At 52.2% G+C, this 18,403-nt stretch carries 19 protein-coding genes and 1 rRNA gene; 10 read left to right on the top strand and 10 right to left on the bottom strand.

Annotated elements, in window-relative coordinates:
- Nucleotides 1-5 precede the first annotated feature (5 nt).
- The gene (locus MTC_RS08825; protein ID WP_143767118.1) at nucleotides 6-680 is read right to left on the bottom strand and encodes a TVP38/TMEM64 family protein; all 675 of its coding nucleotides are present in this window, start codon (nucleotides 678-680) and stop codon (nucleotides 6-8) included.
- Between the two features lie 51 nt (nucleotides 681-731).
- Here MTC_RS08825 and MTC_RS08820 point away from each other — a divergent pair, with 51 nt between their 5' ends.
- Nucleotides 732-1,403 carry a B3/B4 domain-containing protein gene (locus MTC_RS08820; RefSeq protein ID WP_014406344.1) on the top strand — a complete coding sequence of 224 codons (672 nt, stop codon included), beginning with the start codon at nucleotides 732-734 and terminating at the stop codon, nucleotides 1,401-1,403.
- Between the two features lie 2 nt (nucleotides 1,404-1,405).
- Here MTC_RS08820 and MTC_RS08815 read toward each other — a convergent pair whose 3' ends face one another.
- Together MTC_RS08815 and MTC_RS08810 are read right to left on the bottom strand one after the other, a co-directional pair.
- A complete protein-coding gene (locus MTC_RS08815) occupies nucleotides 1,406-1,702 on the bottom strand; it encodes a glutaredoxin family protein (protein ID WP_014406343.1) in 297 nt (98 codons plus the stop codon).
- A 26-nt stretch (nucleotides 1,703-1,728) separates the two neighbouring features.
- Entirely contained in the window at nucleotides 1,729-2,097 is a 369-nt protein-coding gene (locus MTC_RS08810) for a tetratricopeptide repeat protein (RefSeq protein WP_014406342.1), read from the bottom strand.
- Nucleotides 2,098-2,364: 267 nt separating this feature from the next.
- On the opposite strand from MTC_RS08810, the gene MTC_RS08805 reads away from it, so the two are divergent.
- From MTC_RS08805 to MTC_RS08790, 4 genes are read left to right on the top strand one after another with little or no spacing between them, the layout of a single operon-like run.
- Nucleotides 2,365-3,252, top strand: a complete 888-nt coding sequence (locus tag MTC_RS08805; protein ID WP_014406341.1) for a thiamine pyrophosphate-dependent enzyme — start codon at nucleotides 2,365-2,367, stop codon at nucleotides 3,250-3,252.
- Nucleotides 3,249-4,346, top strand: a complete 1,098-nt coding sequence (gene porA / locus MTC_RS08800) for a 2-ketoisovalerate ferredoxin oxidoreductase subunit alpha (protein WP_014406340.1) — start codon at nucleotides 3,249-3,251, stop codon at nucleotides 4,344-4,346. Before MTC_RS08805 ends, porA begins: the two co-directional genes overlap by 4 nt.
- Nucleotides 4,346-4,888 (top strand): 2-oxoacid:acceptor oxidoreductase family protein, encoded by a 543-nt coding sequence (locus MTC_RS08795; RefSeq protein WP_014406339.1) that lies wholly within the window; start codon nucleotides 4,346-4,348, stop codon nucleotides 4,886-4,888. Before porA ends, MTC_RS08795 begins: the two co-directional genes overlap by 1 nt.
- 50 nt (nucleotides 4,889-4,938) lie before the next feature.
- On the top strand, nucleotides 4,939-5,175 hold the full coding sequence (locus MTC_RS08790) for a 4Fe-4S binding protein (protein ID WP_048189625.1): 237 nt from the start codon (nucleotides 4,939-4,941) through the stop codon (nucleotides 5,173-5,175).
- 124 nt (nucleotides 5,176-5,299) lie between these two features.
- On the opposite strand, the gene MTC_RS08785 is transcribed toward MTC_RS08790, so the two are convergent.
- Nucleotides 5,300-5,869, bottom strand: coding sequence for a flavin reductase family protein (locus MTC_RS08785; protein WP_014406337.1), 570 nt, complete (start codon nucleotides 5,867-5,869; stop codon nucleotides 5,300-5,302).
- 113 nt (nucleotides 5,870-5,982) lie between these two features.
- Between MTC_RS08785 and MTC_RS08780 the strand changes: the two genes are divergently transcribed.
- From MTC_RS08780 to MTC_RS08770, 3 genes are all read left to right on the top strand, one after another.
- Nucleotides 5,983-6,696 (top strand): hemerythrin domain-containing protein, encoded by a 714-nt coding sequence (locus MTC_RS08780; RefSeq protein ID WP_014406336.1) that lies wholly within the window; start codon nucleotides 5,983-5,985, stop codon nucleotides 6,694-6,696.
- A gap of 214 nt (nucleotides 6,697-6,910) precedes the next feature.
- On the top strand, nucleotides 6,911-7,717 hold the full coding sequence (locus MTC_RS08775) for an A24 family peptidase C-terminal domain-containing protein (protein WP_048189251.1): 807 nt from the start codon (nucleotides 6,911-6,913) through the stop codon (nucleotides 7,715-7,717).
- A 90-nt stretch (nucleotides 7,718-7,807) separates the two neighbouring features.
- A complete protein-coding gene (locus MTC_RS08770) occupies nucleotides 7,808-9,094 on the top strand; it encodes an ATP-binding protein (protein WP_014406334.1) in 1,287 nt (428 codons plus the stop codon).
- A gap of 55 nt (nucleotides 9,095-9,149) precedes the next feature.
- Here the strand turns inward: MTC_RS08770 and MTC_RS08765 are convergent, their stop codons facing one another.
- From MTC_RS08765 to MTC_RS08740, 6 genes are all read right to left on the bottom strand, one after another.
- On the bottom strand, nucleotides 9,150-9,734 hold the full coding sequence (locus tag MTC_RS08765; protein WP_014406333.1) for an Lrp/AsnC family transcriptional regulator: 585 nt from the start codon (nucleotides 9,732-9,734) through the stop codon (nucleotides 9,150-9,152).
- Between the two features lie 130 nt (nucleotides 9,735-9,864).
- The gene (locus MTC_RS08760) at nucleotides 9,865-10,164 is read right to left on the bottom strand and encodes a DUF424 domain-containing protein (RefSeq protein ID WP_014406332.1); all 300 of its coding nucleotides are present in this window, start codon (nucleotides 10,162-10,164) and stop codon (nucleotides 9,865-9,867) included.
- 7 nt (nucleotides 10,165-10,171) lie between these two features.
- Nucleotides 10,172-12,298: a minichromosome maintenance protein MCM gene (locus tag MTC_RS08755; RefSeq protein WP_014406331.1), complete on the bottom strand. Its 2,127-nt coding sequence runs from the start codon at nucleotides 12,296-12,298 to the stop codon at nucleotides 10,172-10,174.
- A gap of 83 nt (nucleotides 12,299-12,381) precedes the next feature.
- A complete protein-coding gene (locus MTC_RS08750) occupies nucleotides 12,382-12,924 on the bottom strand; it encodes a KH domain-containing protein (protein ID WP_014406330.1) in 543 nt (180 codons plus the stop codon).
- A gap of 5 nt (nucleotides 12,925-12,929) precedes the next feature.
- Nucleotides 12,930-13,700 carry a serine protein kinase RIO gene (locus MTC_RS08745; protein ID WP_014406329.1) on the bottom strand — a complete coding sequence of 257 codons (771 nt, stop codon included), beginning with the start codon at nucleotides 13,698-13,700 and terminating at the stop codon, nucleotides 12,930-12,932.
- 10 nt (nucleotides 13,701-13,710) lie between these two features.
- On the bottom strand, nucleotides 13,711-14,649 hold the full coding sequence (locus MTC_RS08740; RefSeq protein WP_014406328.1) for an NAD-dependent epimerase/dehydratase family protein: 939 nt from the start codon (nucleotides 14,647-14,649) through the stop codon (nucleotides 13,711-13,713).
- Nucleotides 14,650-14,761: 112 nt separating this feature from the next.
- Between MTC_RS08740 and pyk the strand changes: the two genes are divergently transcribed.
- Both pyk and MTC_RS08730 read left to right on the top strand, forming a co-directional pair.
- Nucleotides 14,762-16,513, top strand: a complete 1,752-nt coding sequence (pyk, locus tag MTC_RS08735; RefSeq protein WP_014406327.1) for a pyruvate kinase — start codon at nucleotides 14,762-14,764, stop codon at nucleotides 16,511-16,513.
- A 345-nt stretch (nucleotides 16,514-16,858) separates the two neighbouring features.
- Nucleotides 16,859-18,331: ribosomal RNA gene (locus MTC_RS08730) — 16S ribosomal RNA — on the top strand.
- The last annotated feature ends 72 nt before the right edge of the window (nucleotides 18,332-18,403 follow it).

Raw genomic sequence — 18,403 nt, 5'->3', positions numbered from 1 at the left:
AAATCTTATTGTTGAGGCTTTCCCGATACTCGCCTGTAAATTTCCGGCAGCAGTATCAGCAGGGCTGCGAGGATGAGGCTTACCATGAATAGGGGGGACCTTATGTTATCGAGGCTGCTCCCCAGCATCGTCAACACGAATGCTCCGGGCAGCTCGCCGAGAAGCGTCCCCAAAAGGTATTCCACGAAGCCAATGCTGGAGACGCCAGCGAGATATCCCACGGCGTCATAAGGGATGACCGGGACCATCCGCATGGCCGCGACAATCAGGATTCCCTGCCCATTAAGCCTATCGTCAAGCCCTGCATACTTACCTGCCAGCCTCTTCTTCACGTAATCTCTGAAGAGGTATCGCGACATGGCGAACGTGATCACGGCGGCGGAGGTGGTCCCCAGCATTGCGAGAAGCAGGCCGTAGGCATGGCCGAAGATGAAGCCGCCTGCGATAGTGAAAGGGGTGACAGGCAGGAACGTGAACGGACGCATCGCATGCAATGCTATATAGGCTACGGCGGATAGCGGGCCATATGATAAGACCACATCGCGGATGCCAGAAGGAGTCACATGCCCGTACTCCCTTAAAATATTTTCAGGACCCACGTATAAGATTACAGCTACGATGGCGATAGCCCAGGCAGTGAGAAAGGCCAGCCTCAAGTTCAGCATTGTCCGAAGAGCCATCAATATCAAATATCATGTACTACATATAACCGTTGTCATGAGGTTATCATCATGGAATTCAGCCGGGAAATCCTGGAAAGGTTTCCGGGAATAAGCGTGGTGGAAGGCGACATAAAACAGCTATCGATAAGCATTGAAAGCTCGGGCCTGGAAAGGCTGAAAGCAGAGGTGGCGGAGGATATCAGGTCACGCTATACGCTGGAGGGAGTTAAAGATGACCCGACTTTCAGGGCGTACAGGGATTTCTTCTGGAGCGTGGGAATTGACCCGACGAAGACGAGGCCAGCCTCGGAGGCGCTGATAAGGCGATTGCTGTCAGGAGGAGGGCTTCCGTGCATAAACACGGCGGTAGACGCCTATAACCTGGCCTCCGCGTTGAGCGGCGTCCCCATCGCAGCCTTCGACGCCGACAAGCTTGATGGAAGCCTTTTAATGAGGTTTGCCCATCAGGGCGAGGCCTTCCAGGGCATCGGCATGAAAGCGCCCATCAGCCTAAAGCCGAACCAGGTAGTGCTGGCAGACGATGCCAGGATCATAGCGATATACCCGTATCGTGACTCTGACGATACTAAAGTGACCCAAGACACCAGGAACATACACCTGGTATGCTGCGGCGTCCCAAATATCGATAAGGACAAAATACTTAGGGCCTATATGCTCTGCGCCGCCTACCTAAAAGAGCACGCGAGCGGCACGGCATCAGAGCCAGCCGTGTATCCATAGGCCTACCGCGCCGGCGCCTGCTCGATGCCTAGCATCTTCCTCAGCTCGTCCACGTTGAACCCGAGCAGCGTCTTATCCCCGTACACGATGAGCGGCGTCGCACGGGCCTTATACTTATTGACAAGCTCGTCCCATGCCGCCCTATCTTTCGTTATGTCCCTCTCCTCATAAGGGATATTGTTTTTAGCCAGATACTCCTTAAGCTCGCGGCAATACCCGCACGTCGGCTGCGTATATACTATAAGCGTAGGCATGATCAAACACAATAAGATGGCTTCTGCCACAAGTTTAAAAATCATCTCGCCAGATAAAGCGCATTTTCCATTTACTCGCCAGCCCGGATGTTCGCTGCCTTTAAATACTCTTCCTCCGCCTCATCATAGCGTTTCATATCTTCGAGCAGCGCGGCATAGCTAAAACGTGCGTAGTAATTCCCGGGGTCCATGCTAATGGCTATCTTATAATGTATTTCGGCATCCCCGGCGCGGCCTATCCTTCTTAAGAGGCTGCCGCAGCATACGTGAGCATCGACGAAATCAGCCCTCATCTCACAGGCTTTCGCGTACTCTGCGCAGGCCTCTTCCAGCATGCCCTCTCGCTCAAGCAGCCTCGCGTACTGAAAATGCGCTTCTGCGCTATCCGGCTCAACCTCTACCGCCTTTCTGGCGTTTGCCACAATTTCTGCGGACTGCATATCCACCGGTCTAACACCCCTACTTTTGTCTAATAATACAGGCTGCAATAAAACTTACTTGATAATATGGTATTAATTAGCGTGATATCGGTTATAATGTGCGCATTATGCGCCCTTATACCGTTATTATAGCTGTAGCAAGCTTTTTTGGCTTATCATGCCCATTTTTTATTTTAAGGAAAGCCATAAACCATAATCTTTTATATTACTATTGAAAATACCTAATCCAGCACCAATTTCGTGTGTTTCTAAAAAAAGGTGAACTTGATGCTTGACGACATCCCCCAGGAAGAGTACCTATTAAAGGGCAATACCGCGTGCGCCGGGTGCGGCGCCATGCTGGCTTTGCGCTATATCCTCAAGGCCGCGGGGCAGAACACGATCATCGTGAACCCGGCGTGCTGCTCGACGGTGTGCCAGGGCACCTATCCAAAGACCGCTTATGGCGTACCCGTATTAAACATCGCGTTCGCGGCGGCGGCCGCGGCGGCGGACGGCATCGCCTCCGCCAGGCGGAATAAGGGCAAGAACATCATAGTCTTCGCCGGCGACGGCGGGACGGTGGACATCGGCATACAGGCCCTTTCTGGCGCCATCGAGCGCAACGCCAACATCCTATATATTTGCTATGATAACGAGGCATACTCGAACACGGGCATGCAAAAGAGCGGCTCCACCCCATATGGTGCGATCACGACGACCACGCCCACGGGCAGAAAAGACTCGAAAAAGGATATAGACCTCATAATAATGGCCCACAGGCCTAAGTATATGGCAAGCGCCTCCGCGGCATACCCGAAAGACCTTTACGAGAAGGTCAGGAAGGCGCTAACCATCGAAGGCACCAAGTTCATCCATGTATTATGCCCATGCCCATCTGGCTGGCGCTATTCGACCGAAAAGACCGTGGAGCTGGGCAGGCTGGCGGTCAGGTGCGGAATGTGGTTCCTCTACGAGTATGAGGATGGCAAGGTTAAGCTGAATGCCCCAACTAAGGCTGCGCTAAAGAGGCCGGCGCCCCTTGCGGATTACGTGAGGCCGCAGGGAAGGTTTAAGGGCGTCAACCTCGAGCGCCTGCAAAAAGAGGTGGACGAGGAGATGGACAGGATAAGGGCACTGGCGGGCATTGAGAACGCGAAGGAGGCGTCGGAATGAAGAAGATGGCCACGGGTAACCAGGCGGCGGCCCTTGCGGTAAAAGAGTCGAACGTCGAGGTCGTCGCCGCGTATCCGATAACTCCTCAGACCGAGGTCGTCGAAACCATAGCGAGCCTGGTAGAGACGGGGAAGATGAACGCCTCTTACATAAGAGTCGAGAGCGAGCATTCGGCTCTGGCCGCATGCATCGGGGCCTCTGCCAGTGGCGCTAGGGCTTTCACGGCCACTTCGAGCCATGGCCTGCTTTACATGCACGAGATGATACACTGGGCTGCCGGAGCGCGGCTTCCCATCGTTATGGCCAATATAAACCGGGCCATAGGCCCAGCCTGGAACATCTGGGCGGACCACTCAGACTCGCTATCCCAGCGTGACACTGGCTGGATGCAGTTCTACGCGGCGACGGTCCAGGAGGTGTACGACACCATCCTGATGTCCTACAGGCTTGCGGAGAAGGTCTGCCTGCCTGCCATGGTCTGCCTGGATGGCTTTATATTGAGCCACGCCATCCAGCCGCTAGACGTAACCCCATCAGGCGATTTCATACCGCCAATAAGCCTTCCACACGCCCTTGACACCAAAAACCCGATGTCTTATGGGAACCTTACCGGGCCAAACGACTACTTCAAGTTCCGGCGCATGATACACGACGCCATGAAGCGGGCCGATAAAGAGTGCCGTGAAGTCGAGAGGGAGTTCGCGGAGCGGTTTGGCCGCAAGTATGGCCCCGTGATGGAATACCGTACAGATGATGCCGATACGATAATCGTGGGCATGGGCACAATGGCCCGCGAAGCAGAGGTGGCGGTAGACCTTTTAAGAAAGGAGGGCCTAAAAGTAGGCTCCATGAGGGTGAGGCAGTTCAGGCCTTTCCCAAGGCTAGGCCTGGAAGGAAAGAAGGTCGTAGCGCTGGACAGGGATTGCTCATACGGCGCAGGCGGCATACTGGCCCAGGAAATAAGGTTCCACCATGATGTGCCCGTTTATAATATCATAGCGGGAATTGGCGGCCAGGATGTGAGGTATGAGGTAATAGCGGAGCTGGTGCGCAAGGCGAGGCCCGAGGGCGAGTTCTGGCTGGGGGTGGACTAATGCTGGAGATACGTATCCATTCGAGAGGCGGCCAGGGCGGAGTCACGGCATCCAAGCTTCTGGCCCAGGCGGCGTTCCTTGAGGGCAAGTATAGCACTGCTTTCCCATTATACGGTGCGGAGCGTAGGGGTGCGCCGGTCACCTCCTTCACCCGCATCTCCGACCATGACATTAAGGTCGTGAGCCAGATATATGAGCCAGACATCGTAGTAGTCCTGGATGACGGCATCATGGACCTGGTTGACGTCACAGAGGGATTAAAAGATGGAGGACTGCTGCTAGTAAACACGGATAATGGAGATAAGCTCAAAGGCCCTAAGTACAGTAAATTCAGGGTCGCCCGTGTTAACGTGACAGACATAGCGCTATCCTTAGGGCTGGTCCTTTCGGGCAATCCCATTTTGAATACCCCAATTTTGGGGGCGCTGGCAAGGCTGGGCGTGGTAAAGCTCGAGTCCGCTGAAAAGGCGATCAGGGATATGTTCGAGGACGAGCGCAACGTACAGGCGGCGCGCGCTGCCTATGAAAAGGTGATAGCATGAAGAAGATGGCCTTAAAGCAGGAGGCGAAGCTCATGAGCATCTGTGATGACATGCCGCTAACTCCCATGTCGAAGCCGCAGGCCGGGGCGGGTGGCAAGACCGGCACATGGAGGACCTTCAAGCCCGTCCTTGACAAGGAAAGCTGCAAGCAGTGCGGCAATTGCATCCTATACTGTCCGGAAGCCTGCATAGATAGGGAACTCAACATCGACTATGACTACTGTAAGGGCTGCGGCATATGCGCAAACGAGTGCCCCTCTAAATCCATAAAAATGGTAAGGGAATGAACTCCCCTACTTTTTTAATAGAGTGTATAGCCTCTTAATTGCCTTCCTGGATAAGTATGGATTTCCCTCGATATAGAATCGACATGGCTTGCCCTTATGAATACGTCGGCGGGGGCCCTGCGCTTTAGGGCTTATATCGTTTTCCTGCGTCAAACGTCTTAGCCACGAACTCCCCGATTAGCCAGTAGTTACCCTTCCATGTACACACCATGGGGTCGATTCTCCTAATATCCGGCATTCCATCAGTTAGGCAATCCTCATCAACGTATATCTCGACGATATTTCCGATGTAAAGGTCGTGGGTGCCTATGCTATGCGTGGAATGCAGGCTACACTCCATGTTCATGGGGCATGAGACTATCATAGGGGCCGATTTCAGCTTACCGTAAAAGCAGTCGAATACCCTGGACTTATCGACATTCTTGCCCGAGAATATGCCGCAATAGTCGGTTACCTCGACTTGCCTTGATGATGGTATGTTAACGCTAAACGTCCCGTTCTCCTTTATGCCCGCCCTGGTATGCCTTATTCGGTACAGGGATATGGAGACCATTGGCGGAAAGTTATTTACGATACTGCACCATGCTACGGTTAGAAAGTTGGGCTTTCCATTAACGTTAGCGCCTACAAGCGTAACAGGCGATGGCATGAACAAGTTTTTTGTGCCTACAGCAACTTTGCCCGGAGTCATCATTTCATAAAAATCAACGCGGGTTTATTATCATATTTGAAGTTTATCAGCCATGAATTGGCTTTTTTATTGTGACAATTTATCCTTGCATAGTCAATAGTTCTCAACTGGTGATAATGATGAGGAATGGCAGAAGCGCTCGATCCAGGAATCCTTTCGCTACGGTCGGCATATTTCTACAGGCGGAAGCGCACGAGCCTATAAAGAAAAAAGGCGAAGCTCTTGAGGAGAGAGTCGCATCTCCCATCGAGGACCTATCAAAGGAGCATGGGGTTCTGGAGCGCTTACTTCTCATATACGATAAGGTGATAAATGACGCCGCCTCGGGCATGGGGTTCAATGCCCGCGCAGTAAATGGTGCCACAAGAATATTTAAGGATTACATTGGGGAGCATCATGATAGATGCGAGGAGCGCTATATCTTCCCTAAGTTCAGGGAGGCCAACTACATAGTTGAGTTAATTGACATACTTCAATACCAGCATGACGTGGCTAAAAGGCTTACAGGTGAAATCCTGGAGAGGACGTCTCCGGGCAGCCCGATGGACGAAAGTGGCGTGAAGAGGGTTACAGGCCTATGCTGCTCGCTCGTATACATGTATCGGCCCCATATGTCCCGTGAGCAAACGGTCGTCTTCCCCACGTTCTACGATATCGTCACAGAAGGCTATATCAAGGATATCAAGGAGGAGATGGAAGCAGAAGAAAAAAAGCTCCTCGGAGAGACGGGATTCAGGGGCCTCGTGGGCCGCGTCAGCGAAATAGAGAAAGAGGTCGGCACGCATGACCTTCAGCAATACATCCCGCAAGAGATGCACGCCCGGCGTTAATCGTAAAAGAAGTGCCAATTATTAAGGGTCATTTAAGCAATTTCTACGAGGACCTTAATATCGTCCGGATTGTGCCTCCTGCCTTCGGCTAACACGTCCAGCGTTACCCTCTTCCCTCCTGACGAGGGATACGACGATGATACAATTAGTAGAATAAGCCAGCATCCGGAAGGGCTTGAAAAAGCATTTATACCATAGGGATAATCTCTTGGCTATGCTCGACTGGCACACGATGAACTTGCTGAACATAATTCGTGTAGCCGCCTGTCTTCTCATTCTGGGATACTCGTGCGTGACCGACTGGAAGGTACGCCGCGCTCCCAACCAGCTCTGGTACATCCTGGGCGGCATCGGCATCATCCTGGGCCTCATAGAGCTATACATCTCAAATTTCAACGTCTTTCTCATGTATTCATGGGCTTTTGGCGTCGCCTTCATATTCGTCCTTGTATACTTTTTATACTACCTCTTCCAGCACTTCGGCATGGCAGGCCTCGGCGGGGCGGATGCGAAGGCCCTCATAGCGATCGCCATCTTATTCCCATATTACCCGCATATCGGCCTCCTAGGCCTTTCATTGCCAATCTCCGACGTCACGAGGTCCCTCTTCTTCGGCCTCGCCGTGTTCGGCAACGCGCTCGTCCTTAACCTGGCCGTGCCCATCGCCGTCTTTATATATAACCTCTTTAACGTGCCCTTAAGCGAGCTTGCCTCAAATCCTTTTAACTCTTTCATGGGCTATATGACGCGTATTGAAGGCCTGAAAGGTAAATACGTTAGGCTCATGCACCGCTACTCCGATGAAGAGGGGCGGATCAAAAAGAAGCGCGCCCTGGGGGGCGTCGAAATAGATGATAAGGCCTATGATGACCTGCTAAAGTGGAAGAAGGAGGGCAGGATAGGAGAGCGGGTCTGGGTCACGCCCAAGATACCTTTCCTCATACCAATAACTGCGGGATTCGTGGCGGCTATCGCATACGGCGACATACTCACACAGATAATAAGCATGGCCATCCTCTGATAAGACCACCCTCCAAAAGATTTATATTTTAAAAGAATTTATGAACTAGGTCTATAATTAAAATCAACCAATCGAAGTGAGAAGGTAAACATGGCAAACATCAACGGGAACGCAGTGCTCGACGTCCTGGAGCTATTGCTAACGGCAGAGATATACAATAACTCCAATAACCTGGACGAAGACGACCTGCCTCCCAGGATAAGGAAGCACTACTGGGACGCCAAGCAGAAGAAGGTCAACAGGCCCATAAAGGTGGTAGAGTCAGACATCAAGGCCATCTACGGCCTCGATAATGCTAAGGACATCATGTCCTCGCTGCCCTTCGTCAACTTCGACGAGTTTGGCTCCATCTATACCTTGACCGTGTTAGACCTGGGCACGAAGTGGTTTGCCAAGAAGGACGTCATCGACCGCATAAACAACAACCCCGTGCTGGCATATTATTACCAGAATTACGGGAACTTCAACGTAGACTATAAGGAGGTAAGGGCCAGGAACCCGACCAAGGAGTCGGGAAGGGAGTGGATTGACGGCCTGAGCAAGAGCATAGCCGACGAGGGCGCCGAATCCATGGACATGCTCAAGCTTGTCCACATCCTCGCCCCTGAGGAGATAGGCCAGAAGCTAGACGACATCATCCTCACCGCGGAGCAGGAGGCAGAGGTCGAGAAGATCGTTAAGGCCATCCAGTATCGAGACTACCTCAGGAAAATAGGACTCCGTGAGATAGGCAAGCTATTGTTCGTCGGGCCGCCGGGCACGGGCAAGACTTCCACGGCGAGGGCCATGTCCGCCAGGCTGAAGCTTCCCTTCCTTGAGGTCAAGCTGTCCATGATTACTTCCCAGTACCTGGGGGAGACCTCTAAGAACATAGATAAGGTGTTCGAGCTGGCGAAAAAGCTTAGCCCGTGTATCTTATTTATCGACGAGTTCGATTTCGTGGCCAAGACGAGGACTTCGGACGAGCACGCGGCCATAAAGAGGGCGGTAAACACGCTGCTGAAATGCATTGACGAGATAAGCCTTGTGAACGATGGAGTCCTTCTAATTGGCGCCACGAACCACCCGAAGCTGCTCGACAACGCCGTGTGGAGGCGCTTCGACGAGATAGTCATGTTCCCGCTCCCTGACAGGGAGATGCGCAAGAAGATATTCGAGCTCGTGCTGAAGCCGATAGACGGCAAGTTCGACATCGACGCCCTGGCCGACAGGACCGAGAACTACGCTGGCTCCGACCTGAGGCTTATCGTGCGTGAGGCGGTGCTTAACGCCCTTACCGAGGACCGCACGAAGCTCACCCAGGAGGACATGCTAAGGGCCGTAAAGCAATTTGAAGAGCGCATCAACCTCCGCCTCCACGACGACCAGTCTATGTAAGGCTCCAAGTTAAAAAAAATTTAGAGCCTTACATGGGCTTCTTAGAGACTTTTCATTAAACCTGAACCTTAAAGTTCTCGTAGGAGCTCTCGAGGGCGGCTCCAAGCTTTTTCTCACCCTTCACGGGCTTATGGGCGCGGGCCATCTCCTTTTGCTTCTTCTTCTCCTCCATCTCGGCTTTCTCTTCGACGCTGAGGATGTTCACCTCGGCTATTTCCCTCACCGCCTCAAGGATGATGGACACCTCAATGTCGGTCACGCCAAGCGGCGCTATCTTGTTCTTGATGGTGCGGTTCATCTCCTCGTCATCCGTAGCGGCCATGAAAAATGCCAGGTTCTTGTCGCCGCTCGTCCTGTAAATTTGCAGCACGCCGTTGACGGCTTTTAGGTTATTCGTGACCTCATCGAAGCTGGAGGTGGGCACCCTCGCATAGATTATAGCGCTCCTGTTCAGGCCAACTCTGGGCTTATTAATGATGGCAGTGTAGCCTTCTATGATCTTTTGCTCTTCCATGAAGCCGATGCGCTCCCGCACCGTTGACTCGGCGCGGTCCATCTCTTTGGTTATGTCTTTATAAGTGATCCTGCCGTCCTTTTGTAGAAGCTGCAAAATTTTCTTGTTGAGAAGGTCTATCTCCATATTCAGTGCACCAGCTTTTCAAGCTAATAGAACGCTATATCATTCATTAATATTTATATCCTGGCTTATTACATAAATAATTAATCTTCATTATATAAAAATGTTTAGCATTCGTGGCGGATGCCCATGCTTACATGCATACCATTTGCACGTGCGGAACGCCTTCAATGTATATGACATCTGAAGCGTCAGCGAAGCCATTCTCGACGGCACACGCCACGCTCTGTTCGCCCACAAGGTTGGCTATGGTAGCATCTTGCAGCGCAGAAACCACCTCATCATAGTCGGCGCTCTCATCGCCATAAAAGGCCATTGAGACCTTAAGGTGTACTTCGCCCTCGGAAAACTCCTTGCCCAGGAGGCCTTCGTCGCACACAGCCACGAGAACCTCTTCACCCACGTTATAGACTTTAAGGTACACGCACATCATCCTGCGATCATGTATGGCTGTAATAGCCCACTCTTGGCTCGAATATCTCTCCTATCTCCTTTAATTTCTTTATTTCCTTTTCAACTTTGTCTTTGGCCATGCCGTGTTCACCCGCCTTTTCTATGATCTTGTCGAGCGGCACGCCGCCTGTGCCATATTCGTGAGCGAGGTCCACTATGATGTTCTTAAGGTCCTTTATGCGCTCGCGCTGGGACTTGCCCACGCCCACCGTCAATATGTCGATGTCCAGCTTGCCCGTTTCGCGGTCCATTCCAACCTGCTTAAGGCTGGTCATGATGATATTGATGGTGCGCTCGACGTCTTCGGGCGTAACCCTGTCGCTCAAGCGCATCCGGGCACTCGCCTCGGAGAGCCTGACAAGCCCTTCCAGCTGCCTTGCCGTGACAGCTATGGGGCTGTTCTCAGCCTCGCCCGGCTTGCGCAATTCGAGGTAGAACTTCGTGATGCGCTCCCTGGCCTCGTCAGTCATGATGGGGAATATCTTGCGCTTAGCGTATGCGATGTATTTTCTCAGCAGGTTGCTATCTATGTCGGGCTTTATCGGCTTCATCGCCTCGGCCAGCGCCTCATCGGTGATCGAGGAGTTATCGACGAGCTTATGCGCGTTTAGCTCCCCTGCGTAATGTGATTTTAGGATGTGGCCCGCGATGCTCGCGTCCCTCTTCTCGTCGGGCTTGTCCTGAAGTATAAAAATCAGGTCGAATCGTGACATCAGCGATGGCGGCATGTTTATCTGGTCGGCTATGTTATCAAAGGGGTCGAAACGGCCCAGTTTTGGATTTGCGGCTCCTAAAAGGGCGCAACGGCATTTTAGGGTCGCTAAAATGCCCGCCTTGGCCACGCTTATGCTCTGCTGCTCCATTGCCTCGTGCAGAGCGCTCCTATCCTCCGGCTTCATTTTATCTATCTCATCGATGGCTGCTATGCCCTTGTCCGCAAGCACCAGAGCGCCAGCCTCCAGGGTCCAGCTACCATCGAAGTCATCCTTAACGGCAGCAGCAGTAAGCCCCGCGCTCGAGGCGCTCTTGCCCGAGGCGTAGACCCCCCTCGGGGCCAGGTTTACGACATAGCGCAATATCTGCGACTTAGCGATGCCCGGGTCGCCGACCAGCAGGACGTGGATATCCCCGCGTATCCTTGTACCATCGGGCAGGTTTTTAACTATGCCCGAGAAAAGCTGTAATGCGATAGCCTCCTTAACCTCGTCATAGCCATATATAGAGGGGGCTATCGAGTTCGTGATCTTCTTGAAAATATTAGGGTCTCTGGATAGCTTTAGTATGGCCTCCTCATCCTCAGGAGTGATCTCCAGCTCATCGAACTCTTGCTCCTCAAACTCTATAGAATTGCAATCCATGTATATGTCAAAATAGACAGTCTTGCCATCCCGGTTGATTTTTTGTATGGATCGTAATATCCCGTTGACCACTATTCGCTCGCCAGGCGTGGCGATGCCAGCGAGGTCGTTGCTAACGTTGATGTCCAGTGTCTGGGGCTGTTCGCCGCCCTTCAGGTCCTCGGGCGACTCCTGTATCTTTATGCGCTGGTAGTCCTCGAAAGTTGACTCTTTGAATAATAAGCGAAAAACGCCTTTTTTCTCCTCGTTGCAGGGGCAATACGACGGCTCCAGGAATTTGCCCGTGCCTTCCTGTGGAAGGTAAAGGATGTTGCCGCAGCGGGCGCACTCGAACGCCGCGTTGATGATGCGAGGCCGGACATCTGTGATCTTTCTGACGGTGCCCTCTATGGACACGAACGTGTTAATGTGGTCGCTCCTGAGGTCACGCACCTGCATCTTTCTTGGAATTTTCACAATGCGGACGAAAGCGGAGACCTTCCGCTTAACTGGCAGGTCTACCAGCGGCAGCGCGTCCTCAGCGTCCTTCAGCACCTTGCCCGGGTTGCTGAGAAGCTCTTCCGACAGGCGCACGTCGAATTTAACGATATCCTGGAACTCCACCGTGAGCGACTTTGTCCTCGCGTCGGATACGGCAAGCTGCTGGATGGCTGGCTTGTAATACCGCGTGAAGAACTCCTTCCACTTTTGCTTGGATGAGACTATGCTCGCCGCCACTACGATCACACACTCAGGGAAGTGAGAATATACAACCATATAGATATAGTATTTTCGAGAGCTGTCTGAAACTAATTAGAAAAGGAAAAATGGCCGTAGCGGTCTTCATATCCCTTTAATCTTCAATAAATAGACTCCAGCTGAGACCTCTTCAGCTCACGGCGCCGCTTTTCTAGATAGCTATAGACGGCACCATGGGGCGCCCCATCGATGAGCATGTCAAGGGCGGCACGAACGGTGGCAAGCTGCTCAGCATCGCCGATTATGCTTATGGTCTTCCCATAGACGGACAGCCTGGCACCGGTCATCTGCTCTATCACCTCACGAGTCTTGCCACCCTTGCCTATTATGCGCCCCTTTATCCTCTTAAGGTCGGCAGGCGAGTCGCTTAGCACCGACAGGTCCATAATATCGAGGATGAGGTCCTCATTATCCAGCAGCCGCAGGGCCTTCTCAGGGCTAAAGCCCCTTGCTATGGCCTTAATTACCTCGGCCGCCCTGAGCGCCTTCAAGGCATCCGCCTCGGACTGTACGACGACAATCCCGCTCTCGCTATCAACGTCTAACGTAGCCCCTGTTTTCTCCTCTATGGCCTTTTTAACGTTTCCCTCGACGCCTATGATTGCGCCAATCCTGTCCTGCGGGACCTTGATGTGCTCTTGCATTACTATCAGTCCTTTTTCATGATATAGGCGTTAAGCCTCTCTTCACTACAGTCTACGCCCATCTTCTTAAAGTACTTCACGATGTTTCTTATATCTCTTGCCAGGAATTCGCTCGACATGGGGTGATCCAGCATGACTGCCTGCCCCATGTCTATTATTATCGGCTCGCCCTCATATAGAAGTATGTTGTACTCGCTGAGGTCGCCGTGAACCAGCCTCGCTTTCTGGTATAGCAGGCGCATGTATTCTGCCACCTTACTATATATGCCCTTCGGGTCTTCGGGCCGGACATCCTTGAGCCTGGGAGCCGGCACCTCGTCCTTGCCGATGAACTCCATCACGAGAATATTCCTCTCCGAGGTGACCGGCCGCGGCACGCGTACCCCTACCTCCATCGCCCTCTCAAGGTTTCTATGTTCTTTCTTCGTCCACGCGAACACGATGTCTTTTTTCGTGCCCCTGATGCCCTCAAAGCGCGGGTCTCCTATCAAATAGTCCTGCATCTTCTGGAAATCGCTAGTCGTAATCCGGTATATCTTAATGGCCAGCTCCCTTTCATCCTCCCCTAACGCATGGAAAACGTCAGCTTCTTTTCCGGTAGAAACTACGCCGCCCATCGCCTTTATTATGCCCTTGCTCGCAAGCGTGTAAAGCGTCTTCAGCGTGGGAGCGTCGAATACCCCACTCTCCGCCTTAAGGTCGCCAGAATCCTTGACCTTCATACGGTATTCATCGATTTTCTTCTCGATGTCCTTCATCCTCTTATCGTGGTACATATAAGCACATCTAACCTTTTTGTCCCAGAAGCGATCTTATACAGAGGCGCACGCTTTCTTCCGAATTATGCTTCGGCCTCCATCCAAGGGCCTTGATCCTGTCTATCGATAGGCACATGTAGGGCACGTCGCCTGCCCACCCCCTCGCGCCACCCGTATACTCAAGCTTCACATCGTTCAACCCCATCTCCGCCGCGACCATCCGGGCTATACTCGTGACGTCCAGGCGATCCTCTGAACCAATATTAAAAATATTCACCGGCCCATCCTGCCTCTCCACCGCGAACAGCATGGCGTCTACGCAATCGTCAACGTGAAGATATGATTTCGATTGCCTGCCATCGCCCAGGATAGTCAGCCTCGAAGGGTCTTTTTTCAGTTTATTTATGAAATCATATATGACCCCATGCGTGCTACGGCTGCCAATTATATTAGCAAAACGGAAAAGCCAGGATTCCATGCCGAAGGTATGGCAATAGGAGCTTATGAGCGCCTCGCACGCGAGCTTTGAAGCGCCATACAGCGATATCGGCATCAAAGGCCCGTAATCCTCCGGGGTCGGCACTACCGCTGCCTCCCCGTACACAGTAGAAGTCGAGGTAAAAGCGATCTTCTTCACGCCAAAAACCCTCATTGACTCCAGAACATTATACGTCGTGATCACGTTCTGTTTCAAGTGAACCTTCGTATCCTCCGCACCCAGCCTCACATCCGGGTTGGCAGCCAGGTGATATACTATATCAGCGCCCTTAAGGCCTTTAATCAGCCGGTCGCCAGATATGTCCATCTTTACAAAGCTAAAACGGTCATCCGGAAAATGCTGCTCGATGAACTCCAGCCTTCCTCCCGACAGGTCATCGATCACGGTTACCTCATTGCCCTGGGCGAGCAGCCTGTCCACCAGGTGGCTTCCAATAAACCCAGCCCCGCCCGTTACCACACACTTCATGTAGGATGAGTATGGCTATGCTCATTTAATAATTTATTGTACGCTATCAGAGAAAAACGGTGAAAAGAGATAAATCATACTATATAGATTATTTTATAGTAGGCTGGCCACCATGAGGAAGACAAAGATCGTTTGTACGCTGGGCCCCGCGTGCGATACCCAGGACAAGATAGAGGCCCTCATAAAGGCGGGCATGAACGTCGCAAGGCTTAACATGTCACATGCTACGCACGAATACCATGCAAAATTGATACAGAATGTACGATACGTTTCTGAGGCGCTGAACGTGCCGATAGGCATCCTAATGGATTTGCAGGGGCCTAAGATACGCATTGGAACGCTAAGCCAAAAGGTCATCCTTAAGCCAGGGCAGCAATACGTGCTAACCACAAGGGATGTGCCAGGCGATGATAGAGAAGTAAACGTGCCCTTTAAAGAAATAATAGAATCGGTATCGCCAGGCCAAGCATTGCTCATCGACGATGGCCTCATAGAGCTGACGGTGGAAAGCGTAAGCGATACCGATATTGTCACAAAGGTCATGAGAGGGGGCGAGCTAAAGGACCGAAAGGGCATAAACCTGCCGCACTCTACCGTAAAGATGAGGTCTATCACGGATAAAGACGTAAAAGACCTGCTGTTCGGCATCGACCAGGGCGTCACCACGATAGCAATGTCCTTCGTCAGGACGCCACAGGACGTGCTGGACCTGAGGAAGATCATCGAGGATAAGGGGGCAGACCTGCCCATAATAGCCAAGATCGAGAAACACGAGGCCGTCAAGAACATAGACGGGATAATCGACGTGGTGAACGGCATAATGGTAGCGCGGGGCGATCTCGGCATAGAGATACCCATGGCGGAAGTGCCCATCGTACAAAAGATGATCATCTCAAAATGTAATGCAAGGGCTATACCGGTCATAACGGCAACTCAGATGCTCGACTCCATGATAAGGAACCCCATGCCGACCCGCGCAGAGGCAACGGACGTGGCAAACGCCGTATTCGACGGCACCGACGCCCTCATGCTATCCGGGGAAACCGCCTTTGGAGAATACCCGATAAAAGCGGTAGAGACCATGGCCCGAATCGCGGAATACACCGAATCGTCCTCCTATTATAAGCACGTCATCGCCGCAAAAATTCCATCGCCATCCCTGTCCATCACGGATTCTGTGGCCTTTGCGGCCACAGAGGCCGCCCGAAACCTCAAAGCGCAGGCGATCATTACAGCAACACAGACCGGCTATTCAGCGAGAAAGGTATCCAAATATAAGCCGCAAATACCCATCTACGCGGTGACCAATAGCAGTAGCGTCATGTGCCAATTAACTCTATCCTGGGGAATTTTTCCGGTCCGAATAGGGAAGCCCCCGAACCTCGACAGCCTGATAGATGAATCCGTGAGCTCCTGCCTGAAATATGGCTATATTAAAAATGGCGACCTGGTCGTCATAACGGCCGGGGTATTAACCGGCATACCCGGAGGGACCAACATCATGAAGATACACGTAGTTGCAAAAGAAATGGCGCAAGGGATGGGCATTGGAAAGGGTATAGTAAAAGGCCTCGTTAAGGTCATAACAACCCCTGCCGATTTTGGGCAAATTGAAAAAGGCGATATAATCGCGATAAAAGAAGCTAACATCGACCGCATCGATGACATAAAGAAGGCGTCTGCCATATTAAGCGAAGAAAGCGGGCTCACGTCTTTCAGCGCCATCATCGGCAGGGAGATGAGCATACCCGTCGTAGTGGGCATCAAGGACGCTACCACAAGGTTTAAGGACGGAATGAAGGTGACAATCGATACTTTAAGCGGCCTAGTATACGAAGGCTACATCAACCTACCCAGCGACTAAACGTTCAAGAAAATATCTAAAATAAGCAGACACTAAGCGAAATTATTATATATGAAAAATGCCATTCTATAGTCCGCAATTCAGGCGTAACGGGATGGCCGCATAAAAATGTGGCCCGTATGTGAAGATCGCCATTGATAAGGCGAGCTTGACATCCGCCGCTTATAATTGATAGAAAGCTATATATTGAAATAACACATAGTATAAAATCTCGATAAGAGTTGAGATTATACTATGACTATAGTGAGGATTCGAGGGGCGCACCTTTTTGGTGTGGTCGCGATTCTGATGTTGTTTGGTTGGTTGTTCGAGTAGTCTTTGTTTCTTGGTTTGTGGTGTGCGATATTTCTGGTTGATCCTGCCAGAGGTCACTGCTATCGGTGTCCGATTAAGCCATGCGAGTCGTGAGGGGTGAGCCCTCGGCGTACTGCTCAGTAACACGTGGACAATCTGCCCAAAAGTCCGGGATAACCCCGGGAAACTGGGGATAATACCGGATAGGCCACCAATTGCTGGAATGGCCTGGTGGTTGAAACGAGAGGCTTTTGGATGGGTCTGCGGCGGATTAGGTTGACGCCGGTGTAACGTACCGGCGTGCCTGTAATCCGTACGGGTTGTGGGAGCAAGAGCCCGGAGATGGATTCTGAGACACGAATCCAGGCCCTACGGGGCGCAGCAGGCGCGAAAACTCTACAATGCAGGCAATCTGCGATAGGGGGACATCGAGTGGCATCTTCTTAAGGTGCCTGTCCAACCGTCTAAAAAACGGTTGTTAGCAAGGGCCGGGTAAGACCGGTGCCAGCCGCCGCGGTAATACCGGCGGCTCGAGTGGTGGCCGATATTATTGAGTCTAAAGGGTCCGTAGCCGGCTTTGCAAGTCCCCTGGGAAATCCAGCGGCTTAACCGTTGGGCGCCCATGGGATACTACATTGCTTGGGACTGGGAGAGGCGAGAGGTACTCGAGGGGTAGGGGTGAAATCCTGTAATCCTTCGGGGACCACCGGTGGCGAAGGCGTCTCGCCAGAACAGGTCCGACGGTGAGGGACGAAAGCTAGGGGCACGAACCGGATTAGATACCCGGGTAGTCCTAGCCGTAAACGATGCCCGCTAGGTGTCACGATAATCGTGAATTATCGTGGTGCCGTAGGGAAGCCGCGAAGCGGGCCACTTGGGAAGTACGACCGCAAGGTTGAAACTTAAAGGAATTGGCGGGGGAGCACCACAACGGGTGGAGCCTGCGGTTTAATTGGATTCAACGCCGGGAAGCTTACCGGGATCGACAGTTGAATGAAGGCCAGGCCGAAGACCTTGCCGGACTAGCTGAGAGGAGGTGCATGGCCGTCGTCAGTTCGTACCGTGAGGCGTCCTGTTAAGTCAGGCAACGAGCGAGACCCATGTCCACTGTTGCTAACGCGTCCGCGAGGACGGCGAGTACACTGTGGAGACTGCTGGCGCTAAGTCAGAGGAAGGGTTGGTCGACGGTAGGTCAGTATGCCCCGAATATCCCGGGCTACACGCGGGCTACAATGGACAGGACAATGGGTAACAACACCGAGAGGTGAAGTTAATCTCTTAAACCTGTCCCTAGTTCGGATTGAGGGCTGAAACCCGCCCTCATGAAGATGGAATCCGTAGTAATCGCATTTCAAAACAGTGCGGTGAATACGTCCCTGCTCCTTGCACACACCGCCCGTCAAACCACCCGAGCGGGGCGTGAATAAGGACTCTTTTCCTTGAAGAGCTCGAATTCACGTTCTGTAAGGGGGGTTAAGTCGTAACAAGGTAGCCGTAGGGGAATCTGCGGCTGGATCACCTCCTAACGAATAACACAGACAAGAACGACAAGAAACAAGACTCGAAAAACAACCAAACAAACAAAGACACACGACT

Origin of the sequence: Methanocella conradii HZ254 (assembly GCF_000251105.1) — an archaeon.
Classification (GTDB): domain Archaea; phylum Halobacteriota; class Methanocellia; order Methanocellales; family Methanocellaceae; genus Methanocella; species Methanocella conradii.
The sequence above is the reverse complement of the archived record's forward strand: the minus strand, read 5'-3'. Positions and strand labels throughout refer to the sequence as shown.